Origin of the sequence: Micromonospora sp. NPDC048830 (assembly GCF_043198215.1) — a bacterium.
Classification (GTDB): Bacteria; Actinomycetota; Actinomycetes; order Mycobacteriales; family Micromonosporaceae; genus Micromonospora.
This window is the reverse complement of sequence record NZ_JBICUP010000053.1, coordinates 22,267-39,128: the sequence shown is the minus strand read 5'-3', so window position 1 is coordinate 39,128 and position 16,862 is coordinate 22,267. Positions and strand designations below refer to the sequence as shown.

Sequence of the window (16,862 nt, the reverse complement as noted above, 5' to 3'; positions counted from 1 at the left end):
GATACTCATCGCCAGTTTGCACAGGTCCAGCAAGGTGCATACCACAACAGCGCCTCCCAGAGTCCGAATCTGCGTGTTGTTGATCTGCGAGCCCTAACCGTGACGGCCGCTGTATCGGCCGCTGCACGCGGTGCAATCGCCGAAGCGGATGAGCGTCGCTGCGGCCTGGCCTGCCAGATATTTCATCCCATTCACCGCACAAACACGACTGGAGCAAGCCGACCAACGATCGGCGGCTCCCACACACCCGCCGACTCACCCCGACATCGAAATGATCAACCGGTGACCGCCGCCAACCGCGTCGGTGGATCAAGGCTGAGACTGCGACGCCGTCGATGATGTTCTCGACGTGCAGCATCAGCGACCTTCCGCCGCCAGCACGCCGAGCAGTTCGTAGATAACGTGTGCGGCAGCGATCCCGGTGATCTCGGCGTGGTCGTATGCCGGGGCCACCTCCACCACGTCGGCGCCGACGATGTTCAGGCCTTCGAGTCCGCGCAACACCTCCAGCAGCTGCATGCTCGACAACCCGCCAGCCTCGGGTGTTCCGGTGCCTGGCGCGAACGCGGGGTCGAGCACGTCGATGTCCAGCGTCACATACACCGGACGGTCGCCGAGGCGCGCCCGAACCCGGTTGATGATGTCGTCGAGCGGGTGTCGAGCAAAGTCACGGCAGTGCACTGCAGCGAAGCCCAGCTTCTCGCTCTCGTCGAGGTCGAGCCGTGAGTACAACGGTCCCCTGATGCCCACGTGCATTGAATGGTCGAAGTCAACCAGCCCTTCCTCAGAGGCGCGGCGGAATGGGGTCCCGTGGGTATATGGTGCCCCGAAGTAGGTGTCCCACGTGTCGAGGTGGGCGTCAAAGTGGAGCACGGCGACGGGACCGTGACGCTCGTGCTGGACCCGAAGCAGCGGCAACGCGATGGTGTGGTCACCACCCACGGTGATTAGGCTGCGTCCGGTGCCGGACAGATCACGAGCGGCATCCTCCAAGGTCGAGATCGCGTCCGCGAGGTCGAAGGGGTTTACTCCGATGTCGCCAGCGTCGGCCACCTGCGCGCGCCCGAAGGGCTCGATGCCCTGAGCAGGGTTGTACGGCCGCAGCAGCCGCGAGCTCTGCCGGACATGATTGGGGCCGAACCGCGCCCCGGGTCGGTAGCTCACACCGGTGTCGAACGGCACGCCCCAGATGATGATGTCCGCGTCCGATACGTCACCGAGGCGTGGCAGCCTGGCGAAGGTCGTATCACCGGCATAGCGGGGCACCCTCGATGCGTCCACGGGGCCTTTGAGGTCGTTCACGGCATCTCCTTGGCATCTGTTGACGCCGGTGACTCTAGACGAATGTGACGCAACTGCCTTAGAGACGATCTAGCCAATGAAACCAGCCTTGTTGGTCAGATTGCACTGCCTGCTGGGAACCGCTGATCAACGATGATGAAGCGACCTGAACCCTTGTGTTGGAGCGGAAAGAAGATGCCGAATCTCAAACCTGCGTTTGCTTGGTCACCGAAGGCATGGCCCTCGGAGCGGGCCTATGCCGATCCGGACGCAGAGGAAGTATGGTGCTACACAGACCGCTTCTCCTACTTTCCGGGCGAGACGGTCGTATTCCACCTTAGCGCAAGCGTGGACAGCTTCACGCTCGAGATCACGCGGGATGGCCTGCGGCCGACCGTGATGTGGGTGCGCCACGACGTCACGGCGGAGCGGCTCGAGGCGCCGGCCGACGCCTTTGCCCAGGGCTGCGGATGGCCGGTCGGGCAGACCCTCGAGATCCCACGGGACTGGGCGCCGGGCTTCTACATCGTCACTGTGCGCGCCCGGCTGACCAGTGGTGAGCTCTGGGAGCGCGAGCACTTCTTCGTTGTCAAGGCGGATCCGGCGCATCGACCGGCTGCCGCGATCGTGGTGACCACGAGCACCATGCTGGCCTACAACGACTGGGGCGGCGCAAACCACTACCGCGGCATGGGCGACGACCCGCGCGACGATGCCGGCAGTCCGCTGTCGTCCACACAGCGACCGATCGCCCGAGGGATGGTCCGGAAGCCGGCAGGCGCTCCCCGCGAGGCGAACCACCTGACGCTGCCGATGCGTGGAGCGCCGCGCTATCCCTCGTACGAGTGGGCCCGACTCAACGGCTACAGCCGCCACCACGCTGACTCGTTCTGGGCCACCTATGAACGGCTCTTCGTTCAATGGGCCGAGAAGAACGGGTATGAACTCGACTACCTGACCCAGCATGACCTACACATGGACGAGACCGTGCTCGATCCCTACTCCTGCGCCATCGTCGTCGGGCACGACGAGTACTGGTCGTGGCAGATGCGTGATGCTGTCGACCGCTTCGTCGACAACGGCGGCGGCTTCGCGCGGTTCGGCGGCAACTATCAGTGGCAGGTACGGCTGAGTGACGACCTGCAGACGCAGTTCTGCTACCGGCTGCCGTCCCTCGACCCGGATGCTGCGGCGTCGCCACGCACGGCGACCACCGTGTGGGAGGCCAAGTCCGTCGGGCGGCCCGGCGCGACCACGATCGGGCTCAACGGGCTCGGGGGCGTCTACACCCGTTACGGCACGGCTACGCCTCGATCCTCGGGTGGGTTCACCGTCTACCGTCCGGAACACTGGGCGTTCGAGGGCACCGATCTCTACTACGGCGATCAGCTCGGCGCGGCGCCGACCTTTCTCGCTGCGTTCGAGGTCGACTCCGTGGAGTACACCTTTCACCGAGGTCTGCCATACCCGACGTTCGAGGACGGCGCACCCCAGACTCTGGAGATCCTGGCGATGACGCCCGCTGTCCGCGGCGAGGAGGACAGGTTCGGTGGCCTGCTGCCCATTGGCGGGCCAGAGGAAGAGGTCTACGCGTACAACCGCGGCCTGGGCGACGACCTACCTGACTACGTTCATGAGGGGCAGATGCGCGGTGCCGGCATGATCGCCTCGTTCACCCGGGGACGCGGGGAGGTTTTTAACGGCGGTAGCACCGAATGGCCGTACGCACTTGAAGTCGGAGACCCATACGTCGAGCGCATCGTCCGTAACGTGCTCGACCGTTTCCTGGCGGCGGGCCGGGAAGGAGAAACCAGTGCCGATCAGTGATGTCGTCCGGCTCTCGGAAGGCAGTGGAGTCCCTACCGTGCCACCTCTCGAAGAGTACGAGCTGCTCTCCCAGCAGTGGGAGGAGGTCGAGTATCGCGCGTACGGAGGGCCGGCAAAGGAGTACTTTGGTGGCTACTGGACCGGGGAGCCGGGCTCCGTGCGCTTCGACGCATGGCCCTATGACGAGATCTGCGTCATCCTCACCGGCCATGTCGCGTTGGTCGATGCTGATGGCGCACGGGCCGACTTCCATGCCGGCGAGGCGTTCTTCGTCCCGCGAGGGTTCGCCGGGGACTGGGTGACCGTTAAGCATACGAGCAAGGTGTTTGTCGCGGTCACCCGCTGACTGCCAGGTTGGGGTCGCCTTTGTCGATGATCGTGAATGTGCCATGGTCAAGGGCGGCCCTTTACTGTTTGCGCCATGGTGCCGCTGCAGCTGTTCACCGATCGTCTGGGGCTACGCTCCCTGCACTCATCCGAAACCCGCGCCAAGGTGGTTCGCTGGGTACACGTGAGCGAGCTGGCCGACCCGACGCCGTACCTGCGCGGCGGAGAGCTGCTGCTGCTGGCCGGGACCAACCTGCGCCCCGAGGAAAGCAGGCGGTACGTCAAGCGCCTGGCTGAGACCGGCGTCGTCGCCATCGGTTTCGGAGTGGCGCCTGTGTTCGACGAGGTCCCCCCGACGTTGGTCACGGCGTGCACCGAGCATGACCTCACCCTGCTGGAGATCCCGCCGCACGTCCCGTTCGAGTCAGTCGTCGAGCTTCAACACGCCGAGCTCGTCCGGTCGGAGACCCTGGCCCTCAAGCGGCTGTCCGAGAGCCAAGGGGTGCTGGTCAAGGCGGCCTGCGGCCCGAGCCCGATCCGAACCTTGATCGAACGCCTGGCCGGCCTTCTGGACGGCTGGGTTCTCGTGGTGGACCGGAACCGGGACCGGAGCTGGGCTGCGGGTGCCGTTCAGATGCACTCCGACGTGATGGCGGCGCTGGACCGCGCGTGTGAGAGTGAGGCACCCATGAGCGCGACCCATGCGGCTGGCGGTAGGCACGTCGAGGTCCATCGGCTTGTCGGCCCGGCGAGGAGTGGATACGCGATGGCACTGTCGAGGCAGGGGCCGCCCTCGGTCGTCGACCGGGGGATCATTGGGGTCGCCGCCTCCGCGCTCTCGCTGCTCTTCCCCGATCCGGAACCCGCCGCCTCGCTCGGAGCGCTGGGCGCGGCAGCAGTGAGCGGCCTCCTGCGGCTCCGAAGTCTCGGCGCAAGTCTCGGGGCAACCATGGACCAGAGCGAGCAAGCTCAATGGCGGGTGATACACGGTGAGCTCGGGGTAGCAGATCCTGAAGCGCGCGACGAGAATCTCCGCCGGTTGTCGGGGCTGCTCGGCACGCCCCTGGTCGAGATAGACGGCGAGGCGTTCACCGCCATCGTCCCCGGTTCCGACGACGCGGGAGAGCTCAAACGTCTGGTGGACGAGTCGAGTTACCTGGCTGGGATCAGCCGGGCGTACCCAGCCACCGAGATCGACTGCGCTCTTCCCGAGGCGATCGAAGCCTTGGCTGCCTCACGCCTGCGGCGGGAGAGCGTCGTGGCTGGCGGCAAGCCACGCGGAATATTGTCGTTGATGAGCGGTCAGGATGCATCGGCGTACGCCAATCGGTTGCTGGCCCCGCTCGACGCCTGCCGGGCCAGGGACTCCGGGGAACTTCTCGTCACGCTGAGAAGCTGGCTGGCCAACCACGGCAGCTGGGACCGAACCGCCGTCGCCCTCGGCGTGCACCGGAACACCGTACGTCATCGGATCAACCAGATCGCGGGGCTGCTGGACCGAGATCTCGGTGACCCCGATGTCCGCATGGAGCTGTGGTTTGCACTCCAGTGCAGGAGCCGGATCATTTGACCCCGCTGGGACGCTCGGTACAACGGGGAGCGGCGTACCGGGTCGAAACATCCACTGTTGGTGTGCGCTGTCGCTCACTAGCGTGCCGTCAGACGGGCTCCCGTCATGGGCAAACGCAGGAGACAAGATGACCCCTTCGCAGACACCGGACAGCGGCCGCCTAGCCGCCAACGCCATGGGGACCAAGGACCTGGTGTTCACCGTGCTGGCGGCGCTGGCACCGTTGACTTTGATCGTGGCCGTGGCACCGCTGCACTTCCTGAAAGGTGGTGCCGCCGTCCCCGGCGGGTATCTCGTCGCGGGCGGAGTCATGGCGCTGTTCGCGGTGGGGTTCATGACTATGAGCCGGTACGTGCGCAACGCAGGTGCCTTCTACGCCACGATCACGCGTGGGCTCGGTCGGCCGATGGGGTCGGGTGCCGCGATGTTGGCTCTCGCCGCGTACAACGGCCTGCAGATCAGCACCTACGGCGCGCTCGGGGTCTACGCCGCGGGAAGCTTTGAGAAGTACTTCGGGCTGGCCGTTCCCTGGTGGGCCTTCGGACTGGTTGCGGTGGCTCTCGTGGCGTGGCTGGGCTTCCTCGGAATCCACACCAGTGCTCGAGTGCTCGGTGTACTGCTCGTTCTCGAGATCGCCGTGTTGGTGGTCCTGGCCATCGGCGTGCTGGCCAAGGGTGGAGCCGGTGACGTCTCGTTCACGTCGTTCGACCCGAAAACGGTGCTCTCACCTGGCAATGGAGCCATGTTCGCGCTGGTGTTCGGCGCCTTCATGGGCTTCGAGGCCACCGCGATCTTCAGCGAGGAGGCTCGCGGTGGCATCCGCACGGTCCGTCGCGCCACATACGTCGCCGTCGCCTTCATCGCATTGTTCTACGCGTTCATCACCTGGATCATCGTGATCGCCTTCGGCGCCGACAACATCTCGGCTGCCGCAAATGCGGACCCGGTCAACCTGGTTGTCGGAGTCTTCGACGAGTACACGCCGGGTTTCGTCAGCGGCGTGATGGAAGTTCTGCTGCTGACGAGCGCCTTCGCTGCGCTGCTCGCGCTCCACAACGCCGCGAACCGGTACTTCTTCGCCATGGGCCGCGAACATCTGCTGCCCAGAGCCCTCGCCCGGACCCACGCGCGAACCCACTCCCCTTACGTCGCCGGAGCCGTGCAGACTTGTCTGGCTGCTGCCGTTGTCGTCGTGTGGGCCGTGTTCGGGCTCGACCCGTACCTTGGGCTCCTCCTCTGGGGCAGCTCGATCGGCTTTCTCGGGATCATCACCCTGTGGGCGCTGTGCTGTCTGGCAGTCATCGCCTTCCTTCGCCGCAACGCTCCTGAGACCGGGGTGTGGCGCAGCCTGATCGCACCAGGCCTGAGCTTTGTCGCGCTCGGCGTGGTCCTCTACCTGGTGATCAGCAACATCTCACTGCTGACCGGCGCCGGCACGACTACCAACAGCGTGCTGATCAGCCTTGGCGTCCTGGCCTTCGTCGGAGGTGTCGTGTCCGCCATGTCGTTGAAGTCCCGCGCTCCCCATGGGTACGCCAGGCTCGCGGAGATGACCCTGGACATTGACGAGGCGACCGCAGCGGCGGGCCAGCCGTGAGCTGGCAGCGTGGCTACCGACCCCTCGACCTTACGCCGTCGTGGAACGCACCGCTCGCCCTGTTGGACAACATCGATGAGACATTCACCGGAGAGCGCCAGCTTCACGGGCTGCCGTTCCGTTTCGGTGCGGACGTGCACGAGCCGTCCATGCTCCGGGTGTCCGGCGCAGACGCACACGTCTCGCTCCCGGTGGACGATCAGTGCAACTGGATCATCTTCGCCCATGCGGTCGAGGAACCTGACCTGTTCGGCGGCGACCAGGTCGGCCGGGTGATCGCTGGATACACACTTCGCTACGCCGACGGTGAGTCGGTCACCATCCCGGTGCGCCAGCGGTTCGAGATCGGGCCGACCCCCAGGCTGTGGGCCGGCCGCCCGATCCCATTGGACTGGGGACAGACCCCCTTCCTTGCGCTACCCGATGCCCAGCACCGCTTGATGCATCGCTCGTGTGGGCGCTTCGACGCGGCCGGCGCGCGTTTCGTCGACATCGACGATCCACAGGCCCGTTCGCCATATGTGCTTCCCTACCGGTTCTACCTATGGCCTTGCCGCAACCCACGCCCGAACCAGCCGGTGGTCGCCGTCGACATCACGTCGACCGGGCCGTCCGTGCTCGTCGGTGCCGTGACTTTGAGCCAGCTCGAGGAGGACCCATTCGGGCGTACCGTTTCCCAGGAGCTGACCTTCACCTTGGCGGAAGGTTCGGTGAACGAGGATGTGGCTGTCGTGGTGGACCGCGGCACGGCGACGTACGCCTACCGTACGGTCGATGACACGAGCGCCTCCGAGCCGCCGGGCTGGGGTGGCGGCGCGAACACTCGGCGGGGCTATGTACGCGTCGCGGCTGTCCCCTCTGCGGAAGTCGCGCTGGAGGTGGCTGGCGCTGAGAAGGCCCGGTTCACCTGGGGCGACATCCTCCAGCGGCGCAAGCTGGCCACCAGCGACGGGACCGTCTGGGAGCTTCACGACAACGGTCGAGCCTGGATCCGCGGGACCGTGGTCGACGACCTCACCGGTACCCCGATCGCGTGCCGAGTTCATTTCCACACACCGGACGGGATCCCGCTCGCGCCGTACGGCCACCACGCACACATCAACAGCGACGGAAATACGTGGAACCTTGACATCGGCGGCGACGTTCGACTCGGCCAACGCAGCTACGCCTACGTGGACGGGACGTTCGAGGGCTGGCTCTCGCACGGGACGGTAATTGTTGAAGTGGCTCGTGGCTTCGACTACACGCCGCTGCGGCAGGAGGTCACGATCCAGCCGGGGCAGCGGAATCTCGAGCTGCGGCTTTCGCCGTTCTTCGACCCGGAAGCCGACGGATACGTCGCTGGCGACACCCACGTGCACTTCGTCTCCACTCTCGGCGCGGAGCTGGAGGCGCGTGGCGAAGGCGTGCGAGTTGCCAACCTGCTCATGAGCCAGTGGGGACACCTGTTCACCAACACGGAGGACTTCACCGGTCATCCGCATGAGTCGGTAGATGGACAGACCTTCGTGTACGCCGGCCAGGAGAATCGGACGGCGATGCTCGGGCACATCAACCTCCTCGGACTTCGCGAGCCGATCCGTCCATGGTGTACGGGAGGCGCGGAAGAGTCGGACCTGGGCGGCGGGCTCGAGACGACGCTGGCTCACTGGGCAGACGAGTGCCACGCCCAGGGAGGCACGGTGGTGCTCGCCCACTTCCCCGTGCCGAACGGCGAGGCAGCTGCGCTCATCGCCACCGGCCGGTTGGACGGGGTCGAGATGATCGCGTACGACGAGTACAACATCACGGAGTACTACCGCTACCTCAACGCTGGTTATCGTCTCACGCTGGTGGGTGGTACCGACAAGATGAGCAGCGAGGTGCCCATCGGGCTGATCCGTACCTACGCCAGAGTGGCGGATCCGAAGAGCATGGACTACTGGGACTGGTGCGCCGGCATCCGGTCGGGAGACACCGTCGTCACCAGCGGGCCACATTTGCGTCTATCGATAGATGGTGCGACGCCGGGCAGCGTCCTCGGGGGATACGCGGGGCGGATCGCGCGGGGAACCGCCCACTTCACGTCGATCTTCCCCGTGGACCGTCTAGAGATCGTGGTCAACGGGAAGGTCGCCGAGTCCCGGCACTGGGACTCACCCGTGAACTGCGGATCGCTCACCTTCGAACTGGCAGTCAACGAAGGGTCGTGGGTGGCCGCCCGCTGCTACGGCCCGGGTGAAAACGTGGCAAGGCACATGGATGTGTGGGAGCGACCGATCATGGCCCACACCTCGCCCGTCTACCTCGCCGTCGGTGCGGAGTACCAGCGCAGCGACCAGGCAGTCATGACCGAGATGCTGCAGCTCATCGACGGTGTGGAGCAGCACATCCTGGAACGCGCCCGGATCGAATGGCCAGGCCCGGTCGACCACCGGCACGGCGAGGCAGACCATACGGACTTCCTACTCGCGCCGCTACGTCAGGGCCGGGCGATGATCGAGCAACGCCTCCGGAGCGGCGCGAGCTGAACCTGCCTTCGACAGCTGCGGGCTGTCGCCTGGTAAAGAACCCAGAACCCGAGGAGTCCTATGTACAGCGTGACCAACCCCGCGACCGGGGAGGTCGTTGAGCGGTTCGAGACTGCAACCGACCTCCAGATCCGGGCCGCCGTCGGCCAGGCCCACGACGCGTTCGCGATCTGGCGTGTTACCCCTGTGGCGGAACGCGCGAAGGTCCTCGCGGTCGCAGCGGGCCTCGTGGTCGAGCGGATCGACGAGCTCGCCGAGATCATCACGCTCGAGATGGGGAAGCTGCTGCCTGAGAGCAAGGGCGAGCTGCATCTGGTTGCCGACATCTTCAGGTACTACGCGGAGCACGGGCTCGCGCTGCTGGAGGACGAGCAGCTCACGATCCGGGGAGCGCAAGCCAGGATCCAGAAGGACCCCGTCGGCGTGCTGCTCGGGATCATGCCCTGGAACTACCCGTACTACCAGGTCGCGCGTTTCGCCGCCCCCAACCTTCTCCTGGGCAACACGATCATGCTCAAGCACGCGCCTGCCTGCCCACGGTCCTCAGCTGCCATCGCGCGGCTCATCCACGATGCCGGCGTGCCGGCCGCAGCCTACGTCAACATCTACGCTAGCAACGATCAGGTCGCCGACATCATTGCCGACCCTCGGGTCCAGGGCGTCTCCCTGACGGGCAGTGAGCGGGCTGGCAGAGTCGTGGCGGCGCAGGCCGGGCGGCACTTGAAGAAGGTCGTACTTGAGCTCGGTGGCTCGGACCCGATGATCATCCTGGACTCCGACGACCTCGACGCCACCGTCGAACTCGCGGCCGCGTCGCGCCTCGAAAACACCGGCCAGGCTTGCAATGCGCCCAAGCGGATGATCGTGATGGCGGACCTGTACGACGAGTTTGTCGAGAAGCTCGGGCTACGCTTCGCCTCGTACACCGTCGGCGACCCGCAGGACCCGGCGACCACGCTGGCCCCGCTCTCCTCGATGTCGGCGGCCGAGCGGGTCCTTTCTCAGGTCAGTAGGGCAGTCAGCCAAGGGGCTACGCTCCGGGTCGGTGGTTATCGGGCCGCCGAGCAAGGCGCGTACATACAGCCCACGGTGCTCACCGACGTGACGCCGGAAATGGATATCTACCGCGAGGAGGTCTTCGGTCCCGTCGCGATGGTGTTCCGGGTCGACAACGAGGAGCAGGCCGTGGCGCTGGCCAACGACACTCCCTTCGGCCTGGGTGCCAGTGTGTTCAGCAGCGATGTCGAACGCGCATGTCGCATCGGGTCGCAAATCGAGGCCGGCATGGTGTACGTCAATGCCCCCGCCGGCTCCCAGGCGGACCTGCCGTTCGGTGGCATCAAGCGGTCGGGCGTCGGCCGCGAGCTGGGAAGCCTGGGCATCGAGGAGTTCATGAACAAGAAGATTGTCCGCTACTGACGCTCCGTTCGGCTGATGGCTGACCCACGCGCCGGGTCAGCCTGCATCACGACAGGCGCGACGACCGACAAATCCGTGCTTCAAGTCGGTCCTCGGACCGACTTGGACCGACTTGGCCGAGCAGAGCCTGGAGGAGAGTCGACCGGAAGGGGCGATGAGGCCGATCTCAGCTTGCTCGAGCGCCTGCGGGAGCGTTTGGTGGGCCGCTTGATTACGCCGAGTGGCCGCGACTACTACGAGGCTCGCAGGGTGTGGAACGGAATGGTCGACAAGAGGCCCATGGCCGTCGTGCCCTGTTCGGTCGAGGGCGACGTTGCGGCGACTGTGAACTTCGCCCGTGAGGAACGCCATCTACTGGCGGTCCGGGCGGCGCGCACAGCGTTTCCGGGCACGGCACCTGTGACGGTGGGATCGTCCTCGACCTGCGCGGGCTCAACTCCGTCGAGGCCGACCCTGAGCGCGGTCGCATCCGCGCCGGCGGCGTCTGCCTTATCGGCGAGGTGGACGAGGTCAACCACCGCCACTCAGGCGCCCATGCGTCCTGCCAGGTAGATGACCAGCCGCCGGTAGCGGCCCGGACGGAGGCGGACAGCGAGTGACGACGATCAGCGACGCGCCCTCGACCACCACAAGCCTTCGCCTCGGCTACGCCAACTCACCGTTCGGACAGCTGCACTACGCGGAAGCCGGGAGCGGTCCCGAGATCATCATGCTCCACTAGACGCCGCTGTCGTACGACGAGTTCCGGGAGGTGGTGCCACTCCTCGCCGACGCCCGAGTACCGGGCCGTGGCGATGGACATGCTCGGCTTCGGCCAGAACGCGCACCTACCAGCTCCGCAGACGATCGAGCAGTTCGCGCAAGGAGCGCTGGCGCTCCTCGATGCCCTCCAGGTCGACCGAGCGGCCGTCCTGGGCACCACACCGGTGGTGCCGTGGCGATCGAGATGGCCGCTGCGGCGCCGGAGCGGGTCGAGGCACTCGTGCTGTCGTCCGCGCCCTACTGCGACGAGCGCTTCCGCGAGTCCCATGTCTCGTTGCACGTCGACGTCGCGGAACAGACGCTGGACGGGAGTCACCCTGACCACCCTGTGGGGCATCCGGCAGCCGTGCTACCCGGAGGTCCGACCCGACTGTCGTACTTGCCCCGGCCGTGGGCGCTGCTGGTTATTCCCCGCTGCTGGTGCGTACGGCTGTTGTTCTCTCGGGCGTTGCGGCTCAGGCCTGGGGCCAGGCGACGCTGAGGTACTTGGTTTCGGTGAAGGCCTCGATTCCGGCACGCGCGCCCTCACGTCCGATGCCGCTCTGCTTGACGCCGCCGAATGGGGCGGACGGGTCGGAGACGATGCCGCGGTTGATGCCGACCATGCCGGCCTGGAGGGCCTCGCCGAGGGCCAGTGCTCGCTGCAGATCGCGGGAGTACACGTATGCGGCGAGGCCGGCTTCGGTGTCGTTGGCCAGATCTAGGAGTTCCTTGTCGGAGCGCCAGGTGACCACGGGTGCGACCGGTCCGAAGATCTCCTGTCGCACCACGGCAGCGTCCGCCGGGACGTCGGTGAGCACGGTCGGGGGGTAGTAGTAGCCGCCAAGGTCGGGCGGAATGCTGGGCTGACCGGCGATACGGGCGCCCCGGCTGAGCGCGTCCCGAACAAGGGCGTCGACGTTGCGGACCGCGGTGGCGCTGATCAGGGGCCCGATCTCGGTGGATGGATCGCTGGACGGGCCGACGCGCAGCGCCTTCACGCGGGCGGCGAGGCGGGCGGTGAACTGCTCCGCTACGTCCGCGTGGACGAGGAACCGGTTGGCTGCGGTGCATGCCTGCCCGCCGCCGCGGAACTTCGCGATCATCGCCCCTTCGAGGGCGGCGTCCAGGTCGGCGTCGTCGGTGACGACGAACGGGGCGTTGCCGCCGAGCTCCAGCGAGCTGTTCACGATGCGCTGGGCGGCCTGCTGCTGTAGCAGTCGGCCGACGCGGGTGGAGCCGGTGAAGGAGATCTTGCGAACCCGGGGATCGGCAAGCCAAGTCGTGACGATGCCGGCGGCGTCGGTGGTGGGGACGACGTTCACCACGCCGGCAGGCAGACCGGCCTCGGTGAGCAGGCGTGTGACGGCCAGCGCGGTCAGGGGCGTCTCCGCGGCCGGCTTGAGCACGACGGTGCATCCTGCGGCCAGGGCGGGCCCGATCTTGCGGGTGGCCATGGCGGCGGGGAAGTTCCACGGCGTGACGAGAGCGGCGACGCCGACCGGGACGTGGGTGATGATGGTTCGGGTGCCGCCTGCCGGGGCGGTTCCGTAGTCGCCGTGGGGGCGGACGGCCTCCTCGGCGTACCAGCGGAAGAACTCGGCAGCATAGCCGGCCTCGGCGCGCGCGTCGGACAGCGACTTGCCGTTCTCGGCGGCGATGAGTGCGGCCAGGGTCTCCGCGTCGCGGCGCATCCCCTCAAACGCGCGGTACAGGATTTCGGAGCGTTGGCGCGGGGGGGTGGCTGCCCATGCCGGCTGCGCACTGGCGGCGGCATCAACGGCCGCAGTGGCGGCGGCGGTGGTGCCGTCGGCGACGGAGGCGAGGGGTTTCCCAGTGGCCGGGTTGAGAACGGAGAAGGTGGCGGCGGCGCCGGTCCAGGAACCGTCGATGAACAGGCCGAGTTCGGGGGTGAGGGCGCGGATGACGGTGGTGGTCACGGGTACAGACCTCGGATCTTGTGGGCCTCGGCGACGCACTGGACGGCGAGGCAGGTGGCGGCGGTACGCAGGGTCAGGTGGTTCGCGGTCGCGTGGCCAAGGACGCGTCGCCACGCGGTGCGCATCCGGTCCGCGAGGCGGTTCTCGACGTCGTCCGCGCTCCACCAGTACGCCTGGTTGGCCTGAACCCATTCGAAGTAGGACACGATGACGCCGCCGGCGTTGGCGAGGATGTCGGGCACGACGAGGACGCCGTTGTCGGCCAGGATGCGGTCGGCGGGCGGGGTGGTGGGACCGTTGGCGCCTTCGACGATGACTCGGGCCCGGATTCGCGGTGCGTTATCGGCGCGGATGACGCTTTCCACGGCGGCGGGCACGAGCAGGTCAACGTCGAGCTCGAGCAGGTCATCGCCGCCGAGGGGCTCGCCGCCGGGGAAGCCGGGGACCTGCCCGGTGACGTCGACGTGCTTGCGCAGCGCCTTCAGGTCCAGGCCATCGCTGGCGTAGACGGCACCGTACTGGTCGCTGACGGCGATCACGCGCACGCCGGCGTCGTCCAGGAAGGTGGCCGCGTCGCGGCCGACCTTGCCGTAGCCCTGCACGGCGGCGCGGGCTCGAGTGGCCGGGATACCAGAGTGTGCGAGCGCTTGGAGGGCGACGTGGACGACGCCGCGGGAGGTGGCGGACGGGCGGCCCAGCGACCCGCCGATGCTGATCGGCTTGCCGGTGACGATACCGGTGACGGTGTGCCCGTGGGCGACGCTGAATGTGTCCATCATCCAGGCCATGGTCTGCTCGTCGGTGCCGATGTCGGGGGCGGGGATGTCCCGCTCCGGCCCGATGATGGGGCTGATCTCGCTCGTGTAACGCCGGGTGACGCGCTCGAGTTCGGCGGTGGAATACTGGCGCGGGTCGATCTGGACGCCGCCCTTGGCGCCGCCGTACGGCACGTCGAGTAGGGCACACTTCCAGGTCATCCACATTGCCAGCGCGCGTACCTCGTCGAGGTCGACTGCCGGGGAGAAGCGCAGTCCGCCTTTGGCCGGGCCGCGGGAGAAGTTGTGTTGAACGCGGTGGCCGGTGAGCAGTTCCACGGTGCCGTTGTCGCGGCGCAGGGGAATGCTGACGGTCACCTCCCTGCGCGCGTTTGCCAGCATCTGGTACATCCCTTGGTCGTAGCCGAGGATGGCGCAGGCCTCGGCCAGCTGTTCCCGGGCGCCGTGCAGCGGGTTTGCGGTGGTCGGTGCGGGGAGCGCGGTGGTCATGCGTGGCCTCCGTTTGCGGCGTCGAACGCGGCCTCGATGATGTCGAGGGCCTCGTGGAGAAGGTCGTCGCTGATGGCCAGGGGCGGCAGGAAGCGGAGCACGTTGCCGTGGGTGCCGCAGGTCAGGACGATGACGCCGTGCGCGTGGGCGAACGCGGCGATAGCCCTGGTGGTGTCCGGGTCCGGGTCGGTGCCGCCGGGGTGGACGATCTCGACGGCGATCATGGCGCCGCGGCCGCGCACGTCGCCGAGCCGGGGCTGGCGCGTCTGCAGGTCGCGCAGCCGGCCGATCATGAGCATCTCGATCTGCCGGGCGCGTCCGATCAGCCCGTCGGCGTCGATGGTGTCCATGACGGCCAGGGCAGCGGCGCACGCGAGGGGGTTGCCGCCGTAGGTGCCGCCGAGGCCCCCGACGTGCGGGGCGTCCATGATGTCGGCACGGCCGGTGACGGCAGACAGGGGTAGACCGCCGGCGATGCCCTTGGCGCTGACGAGCAGGTCGGGGACGACGTTCTCGTGCTCGCAGGCGAACATGGCGCCGGTGCGGGCGAACCCGGTTTGGACCTCGTCGGCGATGAAGATGACGTCGTGGTCGCGACACCATGCGGCGAGCGCGGCCAGGAAACCGGGGGCCGGGACGATGAAGCCACCCTCGCCCTGGATGGGCTCGATGATGACGGCGGCAAGGTTGTCGGCGCCGACCTGCTTTTCGATGAGGCAGGTGGCGCGGTGGGCGGCGGCAGGGCCGTCGATGTCGCCGTCGCGATAGGGGTACGACAGCGGGGCGCGGTACACCTCCGGAGCGAAAGGCCCGAATCCGTGCTTGTACGGCATTGACTTCGCGGTGAGGGCCATGGTGAGGTTCGTACGCCCGTGGTAGGCGTGGTCGAACGCGACGACGGCCTGGCGACCGGTGTGCAGGCGAGCGATCTTGATCGCGTTCTCGACGGCCTCCGCGCCGGAGTTGAACAGTGCGGTCCGCTTTTCGTGCGTGCCGGGGGCGAGGGCATTGAGGCGGGCCGCCACCTGCACGTACGCCTCGTACGGGGTGACCATGAAACACGTGTGGGTGAAGCGCCCGACCTGGTCGCGGACGGCATCGACGACGCGGGGGGCGCTGGAGCCCACGGTGGTGACGGCGATGCCGGAGCCGAGGTCGATCAGGATGTTGCCGTCGACGTCCTCGACGACACCGCCGGCGGCACGGGTGGCGAAGACTGGCATGGTCGTGCCGACCCCACGAGCGACAGCGGTCTGCTTGGCGGCCATGAGCTCTTGGGAGCGGGGGCCGGGGATGGTGGTGGCGAGGTGGCGCCGCTGGGGCAGGTCCGTGTTTACGGCCGCGATGCTGTCGGTGGTCATGGCCCCATGGTCAGTCCCGGCACTGTTGCTGTCTAATGCCGGCTTCTTTGCTTTCTCATGCTTGTGAAGCATGATTCGCGTATGGAGTTGAGGACGCTGCGGTACTTCGTGGCGGTGGCGGAGAGCGGGTCGCTCAGCGCGGCGGCGGACGTGGTGCTGGTGACCCAGCCGGCGCTGTCGCGGCAGCTGCGGCAGTTCGAGCGGGAGCTGGGGGTGCGCCTCTTTCACCGTCCGGGTCGCGCTCTTGAGCTCACCGCGGCTGGGCGGGAGTTCCTGCCGCTGGCCCGGGAGGTGCTCGGGCGGGCGGACTCCGCTCGCCGAGCGGCGACCGATTTGGCCGCGGGCGGCCTGGGGCGGTTGGGTATTGCGGCTCCGGCGACGACCCTCACCGATGTCATTGCCCCGTTCCTGGCCACGTTCGGCCCCGGCGACCCCATTCCCACGGTCCTTGAGGCGGACGGCCCTACCGCAGTGGCGGCTTTGAGCCGGGGCATAGACCTGGCGATTGTCACGCAGCCGCCGCAGCGCCCGCTGATGAGCCGGCCAGTGGCTGTGTTGCCGCTGTTCGCGTACGTGCCTGCGGAACACCGGTGGGCGGGACGGGCGCGGGTGGAACTGGGGGAGCTCGCGGTTGAGCCGCTGGTCGTGCTGGACCGGTCGTTTCGGGCCAGGCAGATCCTGGACGAGGCGTTCACGGCGGAACAGCTCGAGGGTGGCCCGCTCCTGGAGTGCAGTAATCCGCAGGTGGCGCAGGCGCTGGCAGCGGCGGGGCGTGGAGCGGCGGTGGTCTCGGACGACCCGCGTTTCGACCTGGTGCCCCTGCGGTTGGACGGCGCGCATGGGCCGTTGCAGATCCGGCTGTTCGCAGCCTGGCAGCCGGGTCACCACGCGGCTGGAACGCTGGTGGACATCTCCCGGCGTCTCAGCGAGTTCGTCTCCAGCCGCTACGGATGAACCCGGGGCGGTTCACGTGTGCGGGGAGAAATTGTCGACGGTCAGGTAGCGGCGGTCGGTGGGCCATCGG

At 67.5% G+C, this 16,862-nt stretch carries 12 protein-coding genes; 8 read left to right on the top strand and 4 right to left on the bottom strand.

The annotated features are described in order from the left end of the window. Positions 1-357 precede the first annotated feature (357 nt). Positions 358-1,302, bottom strand: a complete 945-nt coding sequence (gene speB / locus ACGFIZ_RS29860) for an agmatinase (RefSeq protein WP_393425201.1) — start codon at positions 1,300-1,302, stop codon at positions 358-360. Positions 1,303-1,629: 327 nt separating this feature from the next. Between speB and ACGFIZ_RS29855 the strand changes: the two genes are divergently transcribed. The 7 genes from ACGFIZ_RS29855 to ACGFIZ_RS29825 all read left to right on the top strand — a co-directional run bounded on the left by ACGFIZ_RS29855 (position 1,630) and on the right by ACGFIZ_RS29825 (position 11,130). Beyond that, positions 1,630-3,108 (top strand): N,N-dimethylformamidase beta subunit family domain-containing protein, encoded by a 1,479-nt coding sequence (locus ACGFIZ_RS29855; RefSeq protein WP_393425198.1) that lies wholly within the window; start codon positions 1,630-1,632, stop codon positions 3,106-3,108. Further along, the gene (locus ACGFIZ_RS29850; protein WP_393425195.1) at positions 3,095-3,454 is read left to right on the top strand and encodes a cupin domain-containing protein; all 360 of its coding nucleotides are present in this window, start codon (positions 3,095-3,097) and stop codon (positions 3,452-3,454) included. The genes ACGFIZ_RS29855 and ACGFIZ_RS29850 overlap by 14 nt, the downstream gene beginning before the upstream one ends. Positions 3,455-3,529: 75 nt before the next feature. Then, a complete protein-coding gene (locus tag ACGFIZ_RS29845; protein ID WP_393425192.1) occupies positions 3,530-5,005 on the top strand; it encodes a PucR family transcriptional regulator in 1,476 nt (491 codons plus the stop codon). A 127-nt stretch (positions 5,006-5,132) separates the two neighbouring features. Continuing rightward, entirely contained in the window at positions 5,133-6,602 is a 1,470-nt protein-coding gene (locus ACGFIZ_RS29840; protein WP_393425189.1) for an APC family permease, read from the top strand. Positions 6,603-6,664: 62 nt separating this feature from the next. Next, positions 6,665-9,112: a CehA/McbA family metallohydrolase gene (locus tag ACGFIZ_RS29835; protein WP_393425186.1), complete on the top strand. Its 2,448-nt coding sequence runs from the start codon at positions 6,665-6,667 to the stop codon at positions 9,110-9,112. A 60-nt stretch (positions 9,113-9,172) separates the two neighbouring features. Further along, positions 9,173-10,531, top strand: coding sequence for an NAD-dependent succinate-semialdehyde dehydrogenase (locus ACGFIZ_RS29830; RefSeq protein ID WP_393425183.1), 1,359 nt, complete (start codon positions 9,173-9,175; stop codon positions 10,529-10,531). 410 nt (positions 10,532-10,941) lie between these two features. Continuing rightward, positions 10,942-11,130 carry a hypothetical protein gene (locus tag ACGFIZ_RS29825; protein ID WP_393425210.1) on the top strand — a complete coding sequence of 63 codons (189 nt, stop codon included), beginning with the start codon at positions 10,942-10,944 and terminating at the stop codon, positions 11,128-11,130. Between the two features lie 618 nt (positions 11,131-11,748). Here the strand turns inward: ACGFIZ_RS29825 and ACGFIZ_RS29820 are convergent. The 3 genes from ACGFIZ_RS29820 to gabT are packed head-to-tail and all read right to left on the bottom strand — an operon-like array spanning position 11,749 to position 15,838. Then, positions 11,749-13,212, bottom strand: coding sequence for an NAD-dependent succinate-semialdehyde dehydrogenase (locus tag ACGFIZ_RS29820; RefSeq protein ID WP_393425180.1), 1,464 nt, complete (start codon positions 13,210-13,212; stop codon positions 11,749-11,751). Continuing rightward, entirely contained in the window at positions 13,209-14,477 is a 1,269-nt protein-coding gene (locus ACGFIZ_RS29815) for a Glu/Leu/Phe/Val dehydrogenase (RefSeq protein ID WP_393425177.1), read from the bottom strand. Before ACGFIZ_RS29815 ends, ACGFIZ_RS29820 begins: the two co-directional genes overlap by 4 nt. Next, on the bottom strand, positions 14,474-15,838 hold the full coding sequence (gene gabT, locus ACGFIZ_RS29810) for a 4-aminobutyrate--2-oxoglutarate transaminase (RefSeq protein ID WP_393425207.1): 1,365 nt from the start codon (positions 15,836-15,838) through the stop codon (positions 14,474-14,476). The genes ACGFIZ_RS29815 and gabT overlap by 4 nt, the downstream gene beginning before the upstream one ends. 81 nt (positions 15,839-15,919) lie before the next feature. On the opposite strand from gabT, the gene ACGFIZ_RS29805 reads away from it, so the two are divergent. Beyond that, positions 15,920-16,792, top strand: a complete 873-nt coding sequence (locus ACGFIZ_RS29805) for a LysR family transcriptional regulator (protein ID WP_393425174.1) — start codon at positions 15,920-15,922, stop codon at positions 16,790-16,792. The last annotated feature ends 70 nt before the right edge of the window (positions 16,793-16,862 follow it).